The organism is Halomonas sp. A020 (genome assembly GCF_027943625.1).
In the GTDB taxonomy this organism is placed as follows: Bacteria; Pseudomonadota; Gammaproteobacteria; order Pseudomonadales; family Halomonadaceae; genus Vreelandella; species Vreelandella piezotolerans.
This window is the reverse complement of the sequence record NZ_AP022850.1, coordinates 3,195,662-3,211,918: the sequence shown is the minus strand read 5'-3', so window position 1 is coordinate 3,211,918 and position 16,257 is coordinate 3,195,662. Positions and strand designations below refer to the sequence as shown.

General features: G+C 58.3%; 25 protein-coding genes. All 25 read left to right on the top strand.

From position 1 onward, the window contains the following. The first annotated feature begins 1 nt into the window (after position 1). The 25 genes from FRH_RS15075 (at position 2) to FRH_RS14955 (ending at position 16,239) form a co-directional block, all read left to right on the top strand. On the top strand, positions 2-700 hold the full coding sequence (locus tag FRH_RS15075; protein WP_281997185.1) for a DUF2786 domain-containing protein: 699 nt from the start codon (positions 2-4) through the stop codon (positions 698-700). Continuing rightward, entirely contained in the window at positions 697-1,119 is a 423-nt protein-coding gene (locus FRH_RS15070) for a regulatory protein GemA (protein ID WP_281997184.1), read from the top strand. Before FRH_RS15075 ends, FRH_RS15070 begins: the two co-directional genes overlap by 4 nt. Next, entirely contained in the window at positions 1,106-1,519 is a 414-nt protein-coding gene (locus tag FRH_RS15065) for a Mor transcription activator family protein (RefSeq protein ID WP_058577597.1), read from the top strand. Before FRH_RS15070 ends, FRH_RS15065 begins: the two co-directional genes overlap by 14 nt. Before the next feature lie 11 nt (positions 1,520-1,530). Beyond that, on the top strand, positions 1,531-1,872 hold the full coding sequence (locus FRH_RS15060; protein ID WP_281997183.1) for a hypothetical protein: 342 nt from the start codon (positions 1,531-1,533) through the stop codon (positions 1,870-1,872). Between the two features lie 144 nt (positions 1,873-2,016). Then, complete coding sequence (locus tag FRH_RS15055) at positions 2,017-2,331, top strand: putative holin (RefSeq protein ID WP_281997182.1); 315 nt, start codon at positions 2,017-2,019, stop codon at positions 2,329-2,331. Between the two features lies 1 nt (position 2,332). Beyond that, entirely contained in the window at positions 2,333-2,485 is a 153-nt protein-coding gene (locus FRH_RS15050) for a hypothetical protein (protein ID WP_281997180.1), read from the top strand. Continuing rightward, positions 2,482-3,135, top strand: a complete 654-nt coding sequence (locus FRH_RS15045) for a transglycosylase SLT domain-containing protein (protein WP_281997179.1) — start codon at positions 2,482-2,484, stop codon at positions 3,133-3,135. Before FRH_RS15050 ends, FRH_RS15045 begins: the two co-directional genes overlap by 4 nt. Then, positions 3,129-3,482, top strand: coding sequence for a hypothetical protein (locus tag FRH_RS15040; RefSeq protein WP_281997178.1), 354 nt, complete (start codon positions 3,129-3,131; stop codon positions 3,480-3,482). The genes FRH_RS15045 and FRH_RS15040 overlap by 7 nt, the downstream gene beginning before the upstream one ends. Next, positions 3,479-3,772 carry a hypothetical protein gene (locus tag FRH_RS15035; protein ID WP_281997177.1) on the top strand — a complete coding sequence of 98 codons (294 nt, stop codon included), beginning with the start codon at positions 3,479-3,481 and terminating at the stop codon, positions 3,770-3,772. The genes FRH_RS15040 and FRH_RS15035 overlap by 4 nt, the downstream gene beginning before the upstream one ends. Positions 3,773-3,779: 7 nt before the next feature. After that, a complete protein-coding gene (locus FRH_RS15030; RefSeq protein ID WP_281997176.1) occupies positions 3,780-4,121 on the top strand; it encodes a hypothetical protein in 342 nt (113 codons plus the stop codon). Continuing rightward, positions 4,122-4,421: an ArsR family transcriptional regulator gene (locus FRH_RS15025; protein WP_281997175.1), complete on the top strand. Its 300-nt coding sequence runs from the start codon at positions 4,122-4,124 to the stop codon at positions 4,419-4,421. A 3-nt stretch (positions 4,422-4,424) separates the two neighbouring features. Further along, complete coding sequence (locus FRH_RS15020; protein WP_281997174.1) at positions 4,425-4,973, top strand: DUF3486 family protein; 549 nt, start codon at positions 4,425-4,427, stop codon at positions 4,971-4,973. Continuing rightward, positions 4,973-6,508: a terminase family protein gene (locus tag FRH_RS15015; protein ID WP_281997173.1), complete on the top strand. Its 1,536-nt coding sequence runs from the start codon at positions 4,973-4,975 to the stop codon at positions 6,506-6,508. Before FRH_RS15020 ends, FRH_RS15015 begins: the two co-directional genes overlap by 1 nt. Beyond that, complete coding sequence (locus FRH_RS15010) at positions 6,502-8,109, top strand: DUF935 domain-containing protein (RefSeq protein WP_281997172.1); 1,608 nt, start codon at positions 6,502-6,504, stop codon at positions 8,107-8,109. The genes FRH_RS15015 and FRH_RS15010 overlap by 7 nt, the downstream gene beginning before the upstream one ends. After that, complete coding sequence (locus FRH_RS15005; protein WP_281997171.1) at positions 8,099-9,235, top strand: phage minor head protein; 1,137 nt, start codon at positions 8,099-8,101, stop codon at positions 9,233-9,235. The genes FRH_RS15010 and FRH_RS15005 overlap by 11 nt, the downstream gene beginning before the upstream one ends. Before the next feature lie 8 nt (positions 9,236-9,243). Continuing rightward, complete coding sequence (locus FRH_RS15000; protein ID WP_281997170.1) at positions 9,244-9,681, top strand: phage virion morphogenesis protein; 438 nt, start codon at positions 9,244-9,246, stop codon at positions 9,679-9,681. A 108-nt stretch (positions 9,682-9,789) separates the two neighbouring features. Beyond that, positions 9,790-10,812, top strand: coding sequence for a hypothetical protein (locus tag FRH_RS14995; RefSeq protein ID WP_281997169.1), 1,023 nt, complete (start codon positions 9,790-9,792; stop codon positions 10,810-10,812). Positions 10,813-10,909: 97 nt separating this feature from the next. Next, positions 10,910-11,389, top strand: a complete 480-nt coding sequence (locus FRH_RS14990) for a hypothetical protein (protein ID WP_281997168.1) — start codon at positions 10,910-10,912, stop codon at positions 11,387-11,389. Positions 11,390-11,635: 246 nt separating this feature from the next. Continuing rightward, positions 11,636-12,745: a phage protease gene (locus FRH_RS14985; protein ID WP_281997167.1), complete on the top strand. Its 1,110-nt coding sequence runs from the start codon at positions 11,636-11,638 to the stop codon at positions 12,743-12,745. A 36-nt stretch (positions 12,746-12,781) separates the two neighbouring features. Then, the gene (locus tag FRH_RS14980) at positions 12,782-13,210 is read left to right on the top strand and encodes a hypothetical protein (protein ID WP_281997166.1); all 429 of its coding nucleotides are present in this window, start codon (positions 12,782-12,784) and stop codon (positions 13,208-13,210) included. A 41-nt stretch (positions 13,211-13,251) separates the two neighbouring features. Next, entirely contained in the window at positions 13,252-14,160 is a 909-nt protein-coding gene (locus tag FRH_RS14975) for a Mu-like prophage major head subunit gpT family protein (RefSeq protein ID WP_227407548.1), read from the top strand. Positions 14,161-14,174: 14 nt separating this feature from the next. Then, on the top strand, positions 14,175-14,582 hold the full coding sequence (locus FRH_RS14970) for a DUF1320 domain-containing protein (protein ID WP_281997165.1): 408 nt from the start codon (positions 14,175-14,177) through the stop codon (positions 14,580-14,582). 9 nt (positions 14,583-14,591) lie between these two features. Beyond that, complete coding sequence (locus tag FRH_RS14965; protein WP_281997164.1) at positions 14,592-14,870, top strand: hypothetical protein; 279 nt, start codon at positions 14,592-14,594, stop codon at positions 14,868-14,870. Further along, positions 14,870-15,271 (top strand): hypothetical protein, encoded by a 402-nt coding sequence (locus tag FRH_RS14960; RefSeq protein WP_281997163.1) that lies wholly within the window; start codon positions 14,870-14,872, stop codon positions 15,269-15,271. The genes FRH_RS14965 and FRH_RS14960 overlap by 1 nt, the downstream gene beginning before the upstream one ends. 11 nt (positions 15,272-15,282) lie before the next feature. After that, the gene (locus FRH_RS14955) at positions 15,283-16,239 is read left to right on the top strand and encodes a hypothetical protein (protein ID WP_281997162.1); all 957 of its coding nucleotides are present in this window, start codon (positions 15,283-15,285) and stop codon (positions 16,237-16,239) included. Positions 16,240-16,257: the final 18 nt, after the last annotated feature.

Sequence of the window (16,257 nt, the reverse complement as noted above, 5' to 3'; positions counted from 1 at the left end):
AATGGATAGCAAAGCGTTAGACAAAATCAAGAAGTGCCTACGGCTTGCCAAGTCGAGCAATGCCAATGAAGCCGCCGCCGCATTGCGCCAGGCGCAAAAGCTGATGGCCATTCATGGCGTCACCAGCGAAGACGTGGCCTTGAGCGATGTGGAAACGCACACCGCTAAAACAGGTGCGGGGAAAACGCCGCCCGCCTACATCACCATGCTGGGCTCTATGGTGGCCAGTGCCTTTGGCGCTGAGAAGGTCTATCAGCAGGTTTACGACGGCGAGCGATGGGCGCTGAATGTTGAGTTCTACGGCGTCAATGGTGCTGCCGAAGTAGCGGGCTACGCCTTTGAAGTGCTGGGCCGACAGCTAAAGCGCGATCGTAGCGCCTACTTAGCCACGCTCAACAAGCGCCTAAAGCGAACCACCAAGGTGCGCCGTGGCGATCTCTACGCACAGGCATGGCTTAACGCCGTGGCTAAACAGGTGACACGCCAGCATCGCACTGAAGCTGAGAACGCCATTGTTGAAGCCTACAAGGCCAAACGCTGGGAAGACCTGGACACAATGAAGCCCCGCGATAACACCAAGGGCATGCGCAGCCATGATCTCGGCGCTATCCACCAGGGCTACCAGGACGGCAAGAAAGTCAGCTTCCACCAAGGTGTGAATGGCAGCCGACACGCCCAGATCGGTGAGGTAGCGTCATGATCAGCAAAGGCAAGCTCGCTCAAATTCACATCGCCAAGGCCCAGCTGGGCCTGACCGATGAAGACTACCGCGCCATCCTCGCTCGCACAGCGGGCGTGAGCAGTGCCAAAGAACTCACCAACCGCACCGTTGGCGGCGTGATGTATGAGTTTCGGCGGCTGGGGTTTGAGCCTAAGCCCGCCAAAAAAGCGGGCCGCAAGGCACCGCGCCCACCGCGCTCACGCCAGAGCGTGATGAGCAAGATTGAAGCTATGCTGACCCACGCAGAGCGCCCATGGGCCTACGCCGACAGCATGGCAAAGCGGATGTTCGACGTTGAGCGAGTGGACTGGTTAGACGATGACCAGCTACACCGCCTGATGACCGGGCTCATCATCGACGCCAAACGGCAAGGACGGTACCCCGATGACCTCAAATGACGACAACCTCGATTTTGGGTTTGATGAGATCCCCGCCGATGCCCTGGAGCGCCTTCCAGACCCAGAGCTGGCACGTCACTGGCCACAGTCACTGGTGGACATGCTGCAGGTGATCGAAGCGGAGTACATCGAGATAGGTCTGGAGCCACGAATCGCCCAACGCCTAGCGTTTTCCACCCTAAGAATTCTGGCGTATTACCACGGCGGGCAGGTATTCTATTTAGCCAAAGGGGATCAGCTCGACCGAGCGCTGCGCGACCACCAAATATGGTGCGAGTTTAACGGCAGCAACCACGCCGAACTGGCACGGCGCTATGATAAAAACGTGATCCAGATCTACAAGATCCTGGCCGAACAGCGGTCATTGCACCGCAACCGCATCCAGCCAGGGCTGTTTTAAGGAGAAGGGCTATGAAAATAATGGCAGGATTTATAGTAGCCAGTACTGCGTTGCTTGTTGGCTGCAGCGAAGGCAATGCGACCAGCAGTGTCACCATCGACGAAGACGCTATTAAATCAACCGTGATGCAAGACAGCGCTGCCCAAGACTTTTTGGTCACCGATGATGGCGCTATCTACGTTGGAGTGCTGGACAACGGCAGCAACCGAGATGGGTATGCAGCGTCTGTATGTGAAGTGGTGCGGGAAAACGCCACTGGTGAAGGTAATCGCCTAGTACGTATTATCGACATTGCGGCTGTCTCCAGAGGAGAAGGGTTCAAGACACTTGGTCGCCATCAGTGTGAGGTATAACCCCAACCAGCTCCTGAACAACGCCTCCAACAAACCCGCTTCGGCGGGTTGTTTTCTTTAATCCCCGCTAATCCCGACGCCGTACCCTACCGCCCTATCCTGACCTCATCGCATGGCAACCCCTACCTGCAATGAGGCTCCCCCGTGAACCCCCAAACCCGCCACAACCTGCTCGACAAACTCCGCATCGGCCCCTGGCTGATCCTCGCCATCATCACCACCTTGGTCGTCAGCTTCTTATATCCGCACCAACTCGGCGTGCTGCTCTGGTCGCTCACCAAATTGTGCTGGGGAGCCTACCTCGGCTACTGGATCGACCGTTCGATATTCCCCTATGCCCGCCCGGATGGCTTCAACCCCGACCGCGATCCCAAAGAGCGCACCCTATGGGAGCTGCTCATGCTGCGCCGCGCCCTAATTATCGCCGCTGCTCTGTTGGCGCTAGGCCTAGGGGTATGACATGGGCACCGCTGAGCTACTGGCAGAAGCCGAGCGCGTCAAAGCGCAAATCGACGCGCTGCCGCCTGGCGCTCGCGTGCTGCCCCTGTACCTGCGCCTGAAACAGTTGCTGACTCAAGTCGAGTCAGGGCTCAAAGAGGAACGGCCCGAATGAACAATCTTAAAGCCTACCTGCGCGAATGCGGCACCTGGATAGCGCTCTGCCTGGTGCTGGCCACGCTGCTACTGCTCTCGTTCTGCCAGCCCGCTCATGCCCAGATCCCTAGCGCGGCGAACGGCTACCAGCGCGAACTCACCCGCGTCGTGCAGCAGGAATGGGGCATGAATGGCCGTGTGGCCGTGCATGCCGCGCAGATCCACCAGGAAAGCGGCTGGCGGCCCAACGTGAATAGCCCTGTGGGTGCGCAAGGGCTATCGCAGTTTATGCCCAGCACCTCGGCATGGATTGCCGAGATCTACCCCGACCTGGGCCGCGCTGCCCCGTATTCCCCTACCTGGGCAATGCGCGCCCAAGCCCGTTACAACAAATGGCATTGGCAGCGGCTCAGCGGTTCTGCCAACGAATGCCAACGCTGGGCGTTCGCGCTCAGCGCCTACAACGGTGGCCTCGGATGGGTGAACCGCGATAGGCGCTTAGCCACCGCCGCCGGTGACGATGCCGGCGTGTGGTTTGGTAGCGTCGAGCAGTACACCAGCCGCGCCAGCTGGGCACGTCGTGAAAACCGCCACTACGTGCGCCACATCCTGCTCGACCTTACACCCCGCTATGCGGGTGCTGGCTGGCAAGGGGGTGCGCCATGTTGAACAAGGCCATCATTGCGCTGATCGGTGCGCTCGCTCTAGGGCTGTGGTTTCAGCACATCTATGTCAACCACCTAAAAGAGATGGTGGCCATCGAACGTCAGGCAGCAGAAAGCGCCGAGCAGCGCACCCAGGAAGCACGCCAACAGGCACTCGCCGCCATCGATGAGCTGGCCGACGCCGAGCGCCAACGCCGTGCCGCCGAAACCGATATTAAAGCGCTTCAAGAGGAACTCGCCGAGCAGGCCGAGAGCTACGACGCCCTACGTCAGCGCATCCGCCGCGCCCCCGCCAGCGACAACGGCCCCGTGGCCCCGGTGCTGCGCTCAACGCTGGAGGCACTGCCATGAGAACCGTCGTGATCCTCGCTGCCAGCGCCGCGCTTGCTGCCTGTAGCAGCACGCCTGCCGAGCAACCAACGCCCCCCGCGATCACCCTTTACCAGTGCGCTGCCCCAGCGGGCATGACCGCACCAGAACACCAGCCGCTGCGCCCCGTGGGCAACTACACCCAAGAGGACGTCGCGCTCTACATCACTGACTTACACCACTGGGCAACGCGAGGCTGGCGGAAGCTCGCCCGCGTGCGCGAACACGCCGATAAGTGCGTGGCCAGTAATGACGAAGACGACGAGGACTGAGGGGAACATGGAAATTACCAACGTATGGGATGCCCGCTTTTTGTTTGAACTGCTCAAGAACGGCTTCCTGCTAGCCGGTGGCGTGTACGTGTGGTGGACAACGCGCAACCGCGCCACCAGCACGGCCATCCGTGAAGTGCATGCACGCATTGATGAGGTGGATCGTCACGTGTCACGCCTAGAACAAACGCTGGAAAACCGCCCAGGCTTCAGCGAAATCGACAAGCTGCGTGGGGAAATGGCGGGTATGAACAGATCAGTGGGAGAGCTGGCAACGCAAGTACAGGCCAGTAACGCTCTCCTCAACCGCTTGCACGAATACCTGCTGACGGAAAAAGGGAGCCGATAAATGAGCTTACAAGACTTTGAAACCGAAGGGCGACGCCTGTGCATCCTGCGCATTCTCTCGCGCCGAACGCATTTCACCACCAATGAATACTCGCTCAATGACGAGTTGAAAGGCGCGTATGCCCATATCGTAAGCACTGATCGGCTACGCAGCGACTTGGCTTGGCTGGAAGAACAAGACCTCGTCATTCTACAAAGCCCCCGAGCGGGATTGATCATCACGCTCACCTCACGCGGTAGCGACGTAGCGGAAGGGCTAGCCAAAGTACCAGGCATCGCCAAGCCGCGCCCAGGAGCGTGACCCATGCCGCCACGCAACAAGGTCTTTGACCTTCCCCAAGAGGTGCGCGAAGAGTTAAACGAGAAGCTCGTTAGCAGCGGCTTCCAGGGTTACGAAGCGTTAGCCGGGTGGCTAAGTGATCGCGGCTATAACGTTTCCAAAAGCTCCGTGCATCGCTATGGCCAGGATCTCCAAGAGGAGTTCGAAGAAGCCATGGGCAGCGTTCGCCGCACCACCGAAATGGCCAAAGCCATGGCGGATGCCGTGGAAGACGACGAAGGCAACTTGATCGACGCCACGGCGCGCCTGGTGCAAGAGCACCTGCTACGCATCTCGTTAGAGTTTCGCAAGATGGAAATCGAGCCAGATGCTGCCGCCCACCACCTGGGCAAGGTCTCCAAAGCGCTGGATAGTCTGGGCCGGTTATCGCTGAGCCAGAAGAAACACGCCAAGGAAATGCGTGCCGAAGTGGCTAAAGAAGCTGCCGCCAAAGCTGAAACCAGCATGGCTAGCCAAGGCATGAGCCGCGAAGCCATCGACGCCATCAAGCGCGACATCCTGGGGATTGCCTAATGAGCGCACTTCCCACAGCGCCCGCTGCCGCGCTGCCTGAATCCGTTCTGCTGCCCTACCAAAAAGCGTGGATCGAAGATGACTCAGATCTCAAGATTGCCGAGAAGAGCCGCCGTACCGGCTTAACATGGGGCGAAGCCGCCGATGCTGTGCTGTCCGCTAGCAGTGCCAAAGCTGCGGGGGGCACCAACCACTTCTATGTGGGCAGCAACAAAGACATGGCCATCGAGTTTATCGATGCCTGCGCCATGTGGGCCAAGGCCTTCAACCGCGCCGCTAGTCACATCCAGGAGGAGCTGTACCACGACGAAGACAAGGATATTTTGACCTTCAATATCCACTTCTCCAGCGGCTTCAAGATCCAAGCGCTCAGCTCGCGCCCCAGCAACATGCGTGGCCGTCAGGGTAACGTCACCATTGACGAAGCAGCCTTCCACGATCAGCTGGCCGAAGTACTCAAGGCCGCGCTTGCCCTCACAATGTGGGGCGCAAAGGTACGCCTGATCAGCACGCACAACGGCGTTGAAAACCTGTTCAGTGAGCTGATCCAGGACAGCCGAGCAAAGAAAAAGCGCTACAGCGTCCACCGCATCACCCTGGATAACGCATGCGAGCAAGGTCTCTATAAGCGCATTTGCCAAGTGCGCGGCAAGCCCTGGACGCCAGAGGCAGAGGAAGAATGGAAGGCCAACTTACTCAAGGACACCGCCACGCGGGAAGACGCTCTAGAGGAATACTACTGCGTGCCGAAGGCAGGCGGAGGTGCCTACCTCTCCCGCGCCATGATCGAAGCACGCATGGTCGATGCCCCGGTGATTCGCTATGAAGGCAGCGCCGAATTCAACGCGGTACCGGAACACTACCGCGCCCTAGAGATAGACGCCTGGTGCCAAGAGCAGCTGCTTCCGCTGCTGGATAAGCTCGATCCCAAGTTGGCTCATTGCTTTGGCGAAGACTTTGGCCGCAGCGGCGACTTAACCGTGATTGCCCCCATGGCCATCACCCAGCAGCTCGTGCGCCAGGTGCCGTTCCTAGTGGAGCTGCGCAACGTGCCGTTCAAGCAGCAAGAGCAAGTGCTGTTCTTCATCGTGGACCGCCTGCCACGCCTACAAGGCGGAGCGCTGGACGGTCGCGGCAACGGCCAGTACCTGGCAGAACAGGCGGCAGAACGCTACGGCAGCATTGTAGAAGTGATCATGCTTTCCCAAAGCTGGTACCTGAACAACATGCCCCCGTTCAAAGCCGCGTTCGAAGACGAACTCATCACGCTGCCCCGCGACAGCCAAGTGGTCGACGACCTGCGCGCCCTGCAAGTGATCAAGGGCGTGCCTAAGCTGCCGGATGCCAAAACCGGCGACAGCAAAGACCGCCACGGCGATGCCGCTATCGCCCTAGCGCTCGCGCACTACGCCAGCCTGATGGATGTGGTACCGATTGAATTCACCCCCGCGCCCCTGCCTGGTGCTTCCCGCCAGGACGACGACAGCGACGACATTGATATGCACGGTTTTGGAATAGGAGGCGGCGCATGGTAAGCCCCACCGCGAAGTATCGGCGCAACCTGGTCAAAGCCAACGCGCCCGCACTGAAAGAGCAGCAAACCAACGATGCACGTATTGGTCAGCTCAAGCGCGAATTTGCCGAGCACCCCACCAAGGGGCTCACGCCTGCGCGCCTGTACCAGATCCTTGAGGCCGCTGAGCAAGGCGACCTGAAGGCGCAAAGCGAGCTGTTCGATGATATGGAGGAGAAAGACCCTCAGATCGGTGCCGACTTGGGCAAGCGCCGCCAGCTCGCCGCAGAGCGTGAGTGGCAGATCGTGCCGCCAGATAACGCCAGCGCCCAAGAGAAACGCGCCACCGAACATGCCATTGAGGTGTTCTCAGGGCTTGAAGTCGAAGACCTGATCTTGGATCTCGGTACCGGCATCGGCCACGGCTGGGCCAACCTGGAGCTTTCGTGGCAGCGTGATGGCGCACTGCGCTACATTGAGCAGCCCACGCTTCGACCGCACTCTTGGTTCCGCTTGCACCCCGACGACCAGAACTGCATCACCCTGCGCGATAACAGCGCGACCGGTGAGGAGCTGTGGCCGTTGGGCTGGGTGCAACACCGACACCGAGCCAAGAGCGGCTACGTCGCTCGCATGGGCTTACACCGCATGCTGGCATGGCCCTACCTGTTCCAGAATTACGCGCTTGGCGATTTGGCGCAGCTGCTGGAAATCTACGGCCTGCCTGCTCGTATCGGTAAGTACCCACGCAACGCCACCGAGCGAGAGAAAGCGACGCTCTTACGCGCTGTGGTCACGCTAGGCCAGAACGCGGCGGGCATCATCCCGGAGGGCATGGGCATCGAGTTCATGGAGGCTGCGGGTAAAGGCGCATCCTCGGATATTTTTAAAACGATGATGGACTGGTGCGAGCGTGCCAAAGCCAAGGCCATCTTGGGCGGCACGCTCACCAGCGGCACCGGAGAAGGCACCAACACCAACGCGCTGGGCAATGTTCACGAACGCGGGCAGATGAGCCTGATTCGCTCCGATGCCCGCCAATACGCAGGCAGCATTCGCAACGCGATTCTCTGGCCCATGGCCGCGCTCAACTTCGGCATTGATAAGCCGCAGCGTGCGCCTCGGTTCTACCTCGACTGTGGCGAGACTGAGGATCTCGAACGCCTCTCCAAGAGCCTGCCCACCATTGTGGACATGGGCGTAAAAGTGCCCATGTGGTGGTTCCATGAGAAAAGCGGCATCCCCAAAGCTGCCGAAGGCGAAGACGTACTGATGCCAAAGGCAGCGCCAAACCCGTTCGGTGCGCTGCGAATTCCAGCATCACGGCCACCCCTCGCTGCCCTACGCCAAGCGCCCACGCAACCGGGCCAGCCCAGCTACTACCGCGATGCCACGCTGGACCAGCTCGATGACCAAGCGCAGCCGATCGTAGACGCCTGGGTCAATCAGGTGCAGCAGCTCGTCGAACAGGCCAGCAGCCTAGAGCAGCTGCAAGAGCTGATCGCCACAGCGTTCGATGACCTGGATGAAACCGAGTTGGCCAACGTGATGGCCACCGCATTTGAAGCGGCTAACTTGGCAGGTCGTGCAAGCGTCGATGAGGAAATCGGCGATGCCGATTAGCGCCCAGTTCAACCGCCCGTTCCCGGAACAGGTCACATTCTTCCGTAACAAGCTGAACTTGCCCACCACGCGCTCCGGGCAAATCACCCGCGACCAAAACGACGCGGCCTTCGTTGTGGCCGGTGCCACCAAGGCGGATCTGCTGGCGGATCTACGCGGTGCGGTCGATGACGCCATCAGCAAAGGCCAAAGCCTAGGCGAGTTTCGCCAGCAGTTTGAGGAGATCGTGGCCAAGCGAGGGTGGACCGGCTGGACAGGTGAAGGCAGCAAAGCGGGCCGGGCATGGCGTACCCGGCTTATCTACAAGACGAACCTCGATACCAGCTACGCCGCTGGCCGCTGGGCACAGATGACCGACCCGGACGTCGTGCGCCTGCGCCCCTACTGGCGCTACATCCACAACACAATCGAGAACCCACGCCAGCAGCACCAGCGCTGGAACAACCTGGTGCTGCGTGCCGATGACCCGTGGTGGCAAGCGCACTACCCGCCGAATGGCTTTGGCTGCAACTGCGGTGTGGAAACACTAAACGAACGCGGCCTGCGCCGCCTGGGTAAAGATGGGCCGGATGCTGCGCCGAATGACGGCACTTATGAAAGCGTTGATAACACCACCGGCGAAGTGGTGACGGTGCCCAACGGCATCCAGCCAGGGTGGGACTACGCCCCAGGGCAAACGGCAACGGAGCGTGCGATCGCTGCACGGCTAGAGCGCTTGGGTGGCGTCGAGGCCACCATTGCTCGGCAGAACGTAGCGCAGCTGGTAGACGCGCCCATATTTAACCGTTTTATGAGCGGTGAGATAGGCGGGGAATTCCCGGTGGGCGTTGTACCCACCGCAGAACGCCAGGTGTTTGGTGACGACTCCCCCGTGGTGTTGCTCTCTCAAGCGGCGCGGCAGGCTAACCCGGAGATCAGCGCGAACGACTACCGGCGCATTCAGGAAGTAATCGACGGCGGCGAGGTCTATCAGCCATCGGATCTCGCGCGCCTGGTGTATCTCATCATCGACGGCGTGACGTACCGTGCAGAGCTACGCCGTGAAGCCGAAGCAGGCAGCTACTACGTGACCCTGTTTAAATCCGAGACCGACACACCACCGGCGGATGCCGTGAGGCTACGGTAGGAGGACTCATGATCAACGCCAACACCGACGCCATCAAACGCGCCATTCAGGAACTGATCAACAAAGGCGACGACCTCACCGCACCGATGAAGTCGATTGGCGAGGAGATGATCAACCGCACTCAACAGCGGTTCAGAGACAAGGAAGCGCCGGATGGCACGCCCTGGCAAGATAACTCCCCCGTCACAGAAAAGCGCAAAGGCCATGGCCGCGTACTCGAAGGCGAAAGCAAGCAGCTCGCCAAGCAGTTCAGCTACAGCGCCAGCAGCGAAGGCGTCGAATGGGGCAGCCTGATGGTCTACGCCGCCATGCAAAACTACGGCGGCACCAAGGCCGAGTTTCCCCACTTGTGGGGTGACATCCCAGGGAGAGAATTTGTCGGTCTCAACGATGACGACGAAGACGAAGTGCTGGCCACCCTCGCCGACTATTTGACTGAGTCTTAAGAAAATTGAAAAAAACAAAATTGATCTAACGTTTCATACAAATTAAAGTTACTGGGGGAATGACAGTAGTTTCCATATAAAACAATCGGTTACGTAAGGGAGCGGCGAATGCCTCAAGATAAAGCAAAAATTACTTTCTATAAAATTACCGAATGTGGTTTTTACGGACGTGGAGAAGAAGCCCCTGAATTCGGGAATATGCAAAGTTTGCTTTCTAGTCTTGAGGAATGGAGTGGAGGAAAACAGCTTGTCGAAACAAAAACTTATGAACCTAGTGGCATTGATGAGCAAATGCCTTGCTACCTCCTAAACATACATCGCTTGAACAACAATTGGTTAGTGACCATTTGGAATGAGACGCCCTCTACCGACGGACAAACTGCATCAGCCGTTGGAACCTCTAGCGTTGGCAACGCAGAGATTGTGATGAATGAGCTACCAGAGGGAGGTATACCTGGGTTCGCAACTTATTTTTGGTTTCTCCCTGATCTGGAAGTTTTTGCAAGCATACGTTTTCAACATTTGATCACCGGACAGAAGCCGATGCAGCTTTACATGGAGTCATACCTAGCGGAATTTTCTCCTTATGTAGTATTAACAGATCCTGATGACGACACAGATATTGAAATCATTGGTTATAAAGCAGCTGACGACGGGGAAGCTCAGCATTTGTACCCAAGATTTAGAACATGCCTGTTCAAAAAGCCCGGCAATCGACAGTATCTTTTTGATAATGCACAGTTTATCCGTAAAATTATATGTAAGTCATCGCTAAAGCTTAGCAGACCTGAAGACTTGGGCGACTGGCAAAGGTTTCTCACCAACGTCCGTCTCAGAAGCGCTGAACCTAATGATGAATCAGTCAAGATAAAATACGAGGTGGGTGCTAGCCTTTCTCGTGCTGACCTCAATGAGCTTGTAAACGACTGGGATCAACAGCACGAGCGTCAGTGGGATGATTATGGTTTTAAAATTAGAGGGGAAAAAACTATTCACTGGCTGAGTCACTCTATAGCTAGAGACGAATTCCAGGTTGAAGTTCAGAGAGATAACGCTGAGGTCGTCAACGCCCACAGCCTGTTAAGTGAACTCAACCGCCTGCAGCCCTCAATAACTAGGCTCTTAAATTAAAGTGATGATACGAGTACTTGCCTACGTAGCGTCCATTGCTATCTTGACTATGTCTTTTTGGCTTGGACGTGAAGTCCCTTTCAGTGAGCAGTGGCCCTTGTTTGAAGCGCTGCGCACCACTGCCGCAATCATTTTTGCGGTTGTTGGTGCTTGGTTAGCAATTATCTATCCAGATCGCTTAAAAATTTCTTTTAGCCAGCTCAAAGGGGGAAAGAAAACTGCTCAAAATGGCTCAGGCATCGGAAAGCTTTTCACGCCAGTTGCGCACTCTACCGCTATTTTGTGTGTGATATTGCTTTTAGGAATCCTTGCCCCTCTCATCAAGACGATTGACGTGCTTCACGACCACGTTGAGTTACTGCGCGGATGCTCTTACCTAGTTCTATCATCTCTTACGCTATGGCAATTATGGACTGTCATTCTGTCTTTGGTGCCCGCCGATGTAATTGTCACACAATCAAATAATGATGAGCGTAGGCAAAAAACACTGAATGGCCTAACTTCTCAAGCGCGATTTGAAAAGCGCCCACCAGAAAGAGATGAACGGAAAGGTAAAGACGATGAAAGCGGAAACTAAACATGGCTACTCGTTTGTGATTCAAGCTTGCCGCAACGAAGCTTTCTAACCGCCGATAATCACCGACCTGCTACGATGCCCCGACTTTTCTGTTACAGCCGCGTTAGACCCACGTTAGATGTCGATTTTGATGGACAATAATGCTGCTCGGCTCTTGAGATCCCACTTTAAGTCCTCTTCAAGCCCCTAAAACTCTTTAACCCACGCTAAATCCCGCTAGCCTCCCTCGCCCCCGATCATGGGGGCATGAAAACACAAAGCCTTCACACCAAGCCCCGCGTCGCCGCCTGCGCTCTCCGAGTGCAAGTCACCGACGACAAGACGCGCCTGATGCCTGCTGGCACCTTTCACGCACCGCGTGGGGCTGCTGAAGGCACCGGCCCCTGGCACCTGTCTGCCGAAGCCGCTCAAGCCATCATCCGCTTGGCTGCTGCGCGCAGCACCGATATCGCCATCGACTACGAGCACCAGATCCTTTACTCCGAAAAGAACGGCCAGCCCGCTCCTGCGTCTGGCTGGGTGGACCCGCGCTCGCTTGAGTATCGGGAGGATGGTCTGTACGGCACGGTGACTTGGACGGCCAAGGCGCGTGCTGCTATCGAAGAAGGCCCCAATGGCGAGCCACCCGAATACCGCTACCTCTCCCCCGTTTTCCCCTACGACGCCAACGGTGTGCCGCTCGATCTGCTGCACCTGGCGTTAACCAACACCCCCGCCATTGATGAGGGCGCGGCGCAGCTGGCCGCCGCTCGGATGGCGATTGCCCATGACGTCACTGACGACGCCCAGGAGATCGACACCGTGAAACGTGAACAACTGATTAAAACCCTTGGCTTGGCCGCTGAAGCAACCGATGAGCAGATCGACACTGCCATTGCTGCATTGAAAGCCGCCAAGGCAGATGCCGACGCCTTCCGCACCGCGTTGGGTGCCAAAGACGACGCGAAGCCAGCGGAAGCCGTAGCAGCGCTCAAAGCGACTAGTGCAGCCGCTACCCCGGACATGACGCAGTTTGTGCCCGTAGCCGTGTACCAAGAAACCACTCAGCAGCTTGCGGCCCTGAAAGCCAACAGCAACACCGCTGAACTGGAAGCGCTCATCACCGAAGGCCTTAACGATGGCCGTATTGCCGGTAAAGCCACCGCCGATTGGCTGCGCACGCAAGGCCTAGCGGCCTGCAAGGCACACATTGAAGGTGCCCCAAGCATCGCCGCACTAAAAGCCACACAAACTCAGGGCAAGCCCCCGGAGGGCATCGAGACCAAAGGCGACGGCAAGCTGACTGACGCCGAGCTGGCGGTGTGCAAGAGCATTGGTCTAACGCCCGAGCAGTACCGCGCCGCCAACCCCGCGTAACGACGGCACCCACTAACTCCGCAAGAGGATATCACCGTGGCTCTTAGCAAAAACCGCAATACGCCGTACCGCCATCACACCAGCCGTAACTATCCCTTAGCAGCCAGTGCCGTGGTATTTGCAGGCGGCATCGTGGCCCTGGCCGCCAGCGGCTTTGTGGCGGCGGGCACTACCGCAACCGGTTTGGTGGCCGTTGGCGTCGCGACCCACTACCAAGACAACACCACCGGCGGTGCAGGTGACCAGCACGTCGATGTGAAGATCGGCTGCTTTGCCTTCGACAACTCCGCAGCGGCAGAGGAAATCACCGCCGCTGATGTTGGCAAGCCCTGCTACCTGGTGGACGACCACACAGTGGCCAAAACCGATGGCGAGGCGACCCGCTCCCTTGCCGGAATCATCGACGGCGTAGACGACTTTGGCGTGTGGGTGCTGATTGACCCCACCTCTGGCGTCTACCTGTAACGCCCTACTAACGGCCCGCTTGGCCCAAGAGGATAGCAACCATGGATTTGAATAACGCCAACCTGAACGCCCTGTTCAAGGCCTACCGGGCCAACTTCCAGCAAGGCTTTAACTCTGTCGGCGACGCGGGCAGCGTTTACGAACAGTTCTGCACAGTCGTGAACAGCACCACCGCTGTGGAAGTGTACCCATGGCTCAAAGCCTTGCCGCGTATGCGTGAGTGGCTGGGTGATCGAGTCATCCACGGCCTGGAAGGCGCGGACTTCTCGATCAGAAACCGCAAGTTCGAGCTGACTGCTGGCGTGCCTCGCGACAGTATCGAAGACGACACCTACGGCCTGTATGCACCGGTGTACGAAGAGTTTGGTCGCTCCAGCCGTCAGCACCCCAATGAAATCGCCGTTGAGGTACTGGCCGCCAACCCAATCTGCTACGACGGCAAGCGCCTGTTTGCCAATGACCATCCGGTGCTGGATGCCAAAAACAAGCTGGTCGGCGTTTCCAATGATATGGGCGGTAATGGCGCGGCTTGGTACGTCATGGACTTAACCCGTGCCATCAAGCCGATGGTGTTCCAGAAGCGCCGTGATTATGACTTCCGCGCCCTGACCAATTTGAACGACACCCAAGTCTTCATGACCGACAACTTCCTCATGGGCGTAGATGCCCGAGTGAATGCCGGTGCAGGCCTGTGGCAACTGGTGGTGCGCTCCAATCAGCCGTTCAACGCAGAGAACTATGAGCTGGCTCGCAAAAAGCTTCAGGAATTGAAGGGCGACCATGAGCGGCCACTGGCCCTGCGCCATAGCCACACCATGGTGCCGAGCAACATGGAAGGCCCCGCACGGCGTGTGCTCACCAACGCCATGAATGAGGCAGGCGCGACCAACGAATGGGCCAACACCTCACAGCTCATCATGAACCCCTGGCTGCCCAGCGCAGCGGCGTAACGGAGCACTAACCCATGCCGTACTGCACGAAAGCGGATCTCATCGCACGGTTCGGCGAAGACGAGCTACAGGCCATCGCCCATGACGCTAATGGTGAGATTGATGACGCAGCCGTCGACCGCGCCTGCGACGACGCCAGCGGCGAGATCGACGGCTACGTGAGTGCGGCGGGCTACCCCGTACCGTTGTCGCCCGTGCCGCGCATCGTCACCGCATACGCCTGCGACATTGCCCGTTACCGGCTGTACGACGAACACGCTAGCGAGCAGGTGCAGAAGCGCTACGACGACGCGGTGAAGTTCCTGCGCTCGGTCTCGCGTGGCGAGGTCAAGCTGGGCATCTCCACCGGCCCTTCATCCAGCAGCGCAGGCAGCGTGCACATGAACCCAGGCCGCCAGGTGTTCAACGGCGGCGGTTTTTAGGAGATGGCCATGAGTGCCAAACAGACCACAAAAGCGCCTGAGCAAAGCGCTGAGAAGAAAGCCCCGCCGGTACCGCGCAAAGACGTCCAGGTGCGGGTGAAAACGAAAGCCACCGGTGCCAAACGCACCAACAGCGGGGTGATCTTCACGAACGAGTGGAAGTACCTGACGCTGGACGACAAAGGCAGCGCCTACAAAGCCATCAGCGACGACCCCGCGCTGACCGTAGAGCTAGCCCCACCGCCTGCTAAGCCAGCGGCTGACGAACCAGGCAAAGAGGCCACGTAATGCTCTCGCTCACGCCCTGGCTAGCACGGCTTAACGCGCTGGGTGGCCCCAAGGTGCAGCTAGCTGCTGACGTAGACGCTGCCCAGAACACCAAGCAGAACCCCAGCAGGATGCTGGTGTTAGGGCGTGAGACCGTCATTCACCATGACATGAGCAACGGAGCCGATCACCTGGTGCGGCCCGAGGTGCTGCTCGTTACCGGCATTCAGCGGCGCAACTTACCGCTGGGCAATACCGACGATGAGTTGGCACTACTGCGCGAGCCGATGCTGAACAGCCTGATCAACTGGATACCGGACGACTGCGACAGCGCCATCAAATGGCAACGCGGCCAAATCCTGAACCTAAAGAGTCACGCCCTTTTCTGGGTCGACGTATTCACCACTGAATACCGGTGGTAGGAGAACGAACCGTGAGCATGAAAGAAAACCGCCGGGCGCTCAGAGTCGCCCTAGAATCAGAATACAACGACGGCACCACCACGCCCGATTCCGCTATTGATGCGGTACTGGCGCGTGAAATCACCACCACCCCGCTGGCCGGTAACAACATCGAGCGCAACTTCGTGCGCCCCTACTACGGCAACTCACCTCAAGCCCCCGGTGAAAAGCATATTCAGGTGGTGGTTGAGGTGGAACTCAACACCAGCGGTGAGCTAGGCACCCCGCCGCCGTGGGGCAAGATGCTGCGCGCATGCGGCTGGAGCGAAGTCATTGAAGTGGGCGAGCGCGTCATCTACAGCCCTGTCTCTGATGACGAAGACTCGTGTGTGTTTTTCGCCCACATGGACGGCAACCTTCACAAGGGGCGCGGCGCACACGGCACGCCAGAGTTCACGCTGAACGGTAACAGTACGCCGGTGGTTCGCTTCACGCTGTACGGATTGGTTAGTCCAGTCACAGCAGAGGAGTTGCCAGCAGTCACGTTGAGCCAGTGGCGTAAAGCCTTAACGGTCAACAGTACCAACACTGAGAACCTCAGACTGTACGGTGCCAGCTCTCCCTTCAGCCAGTTCTCGCTCAACATGGCTGGCCAGGTCGAGCACATGTCTGAAGTCGTGGGTGGTGCAGATATCGAGATCACCGGGCGTGGCCCTTCAGGCACCGTGCAGATCCAAGACCCTGGCGTCGGCGTAAAGGACTACTTCGCCATTCACCAAAACGCCGAAATCGGCGAACTCCAGCTCACGCACGGCAAAACGCCGGAAGAGATGATCACGTTCTACATGCCCGCGATCGGCATTGAGCAACCGACATACAGCGGCGTGAAAGGCAAGCAAATGCTCACGATCAACTACATGCCCGAGTCAGTCGACGGCAACGACGAAGTACGCATCGTCGTGGGCACCCCAATTCCCGAAGCCCCTTAACCACCGGCTAACCAGCAC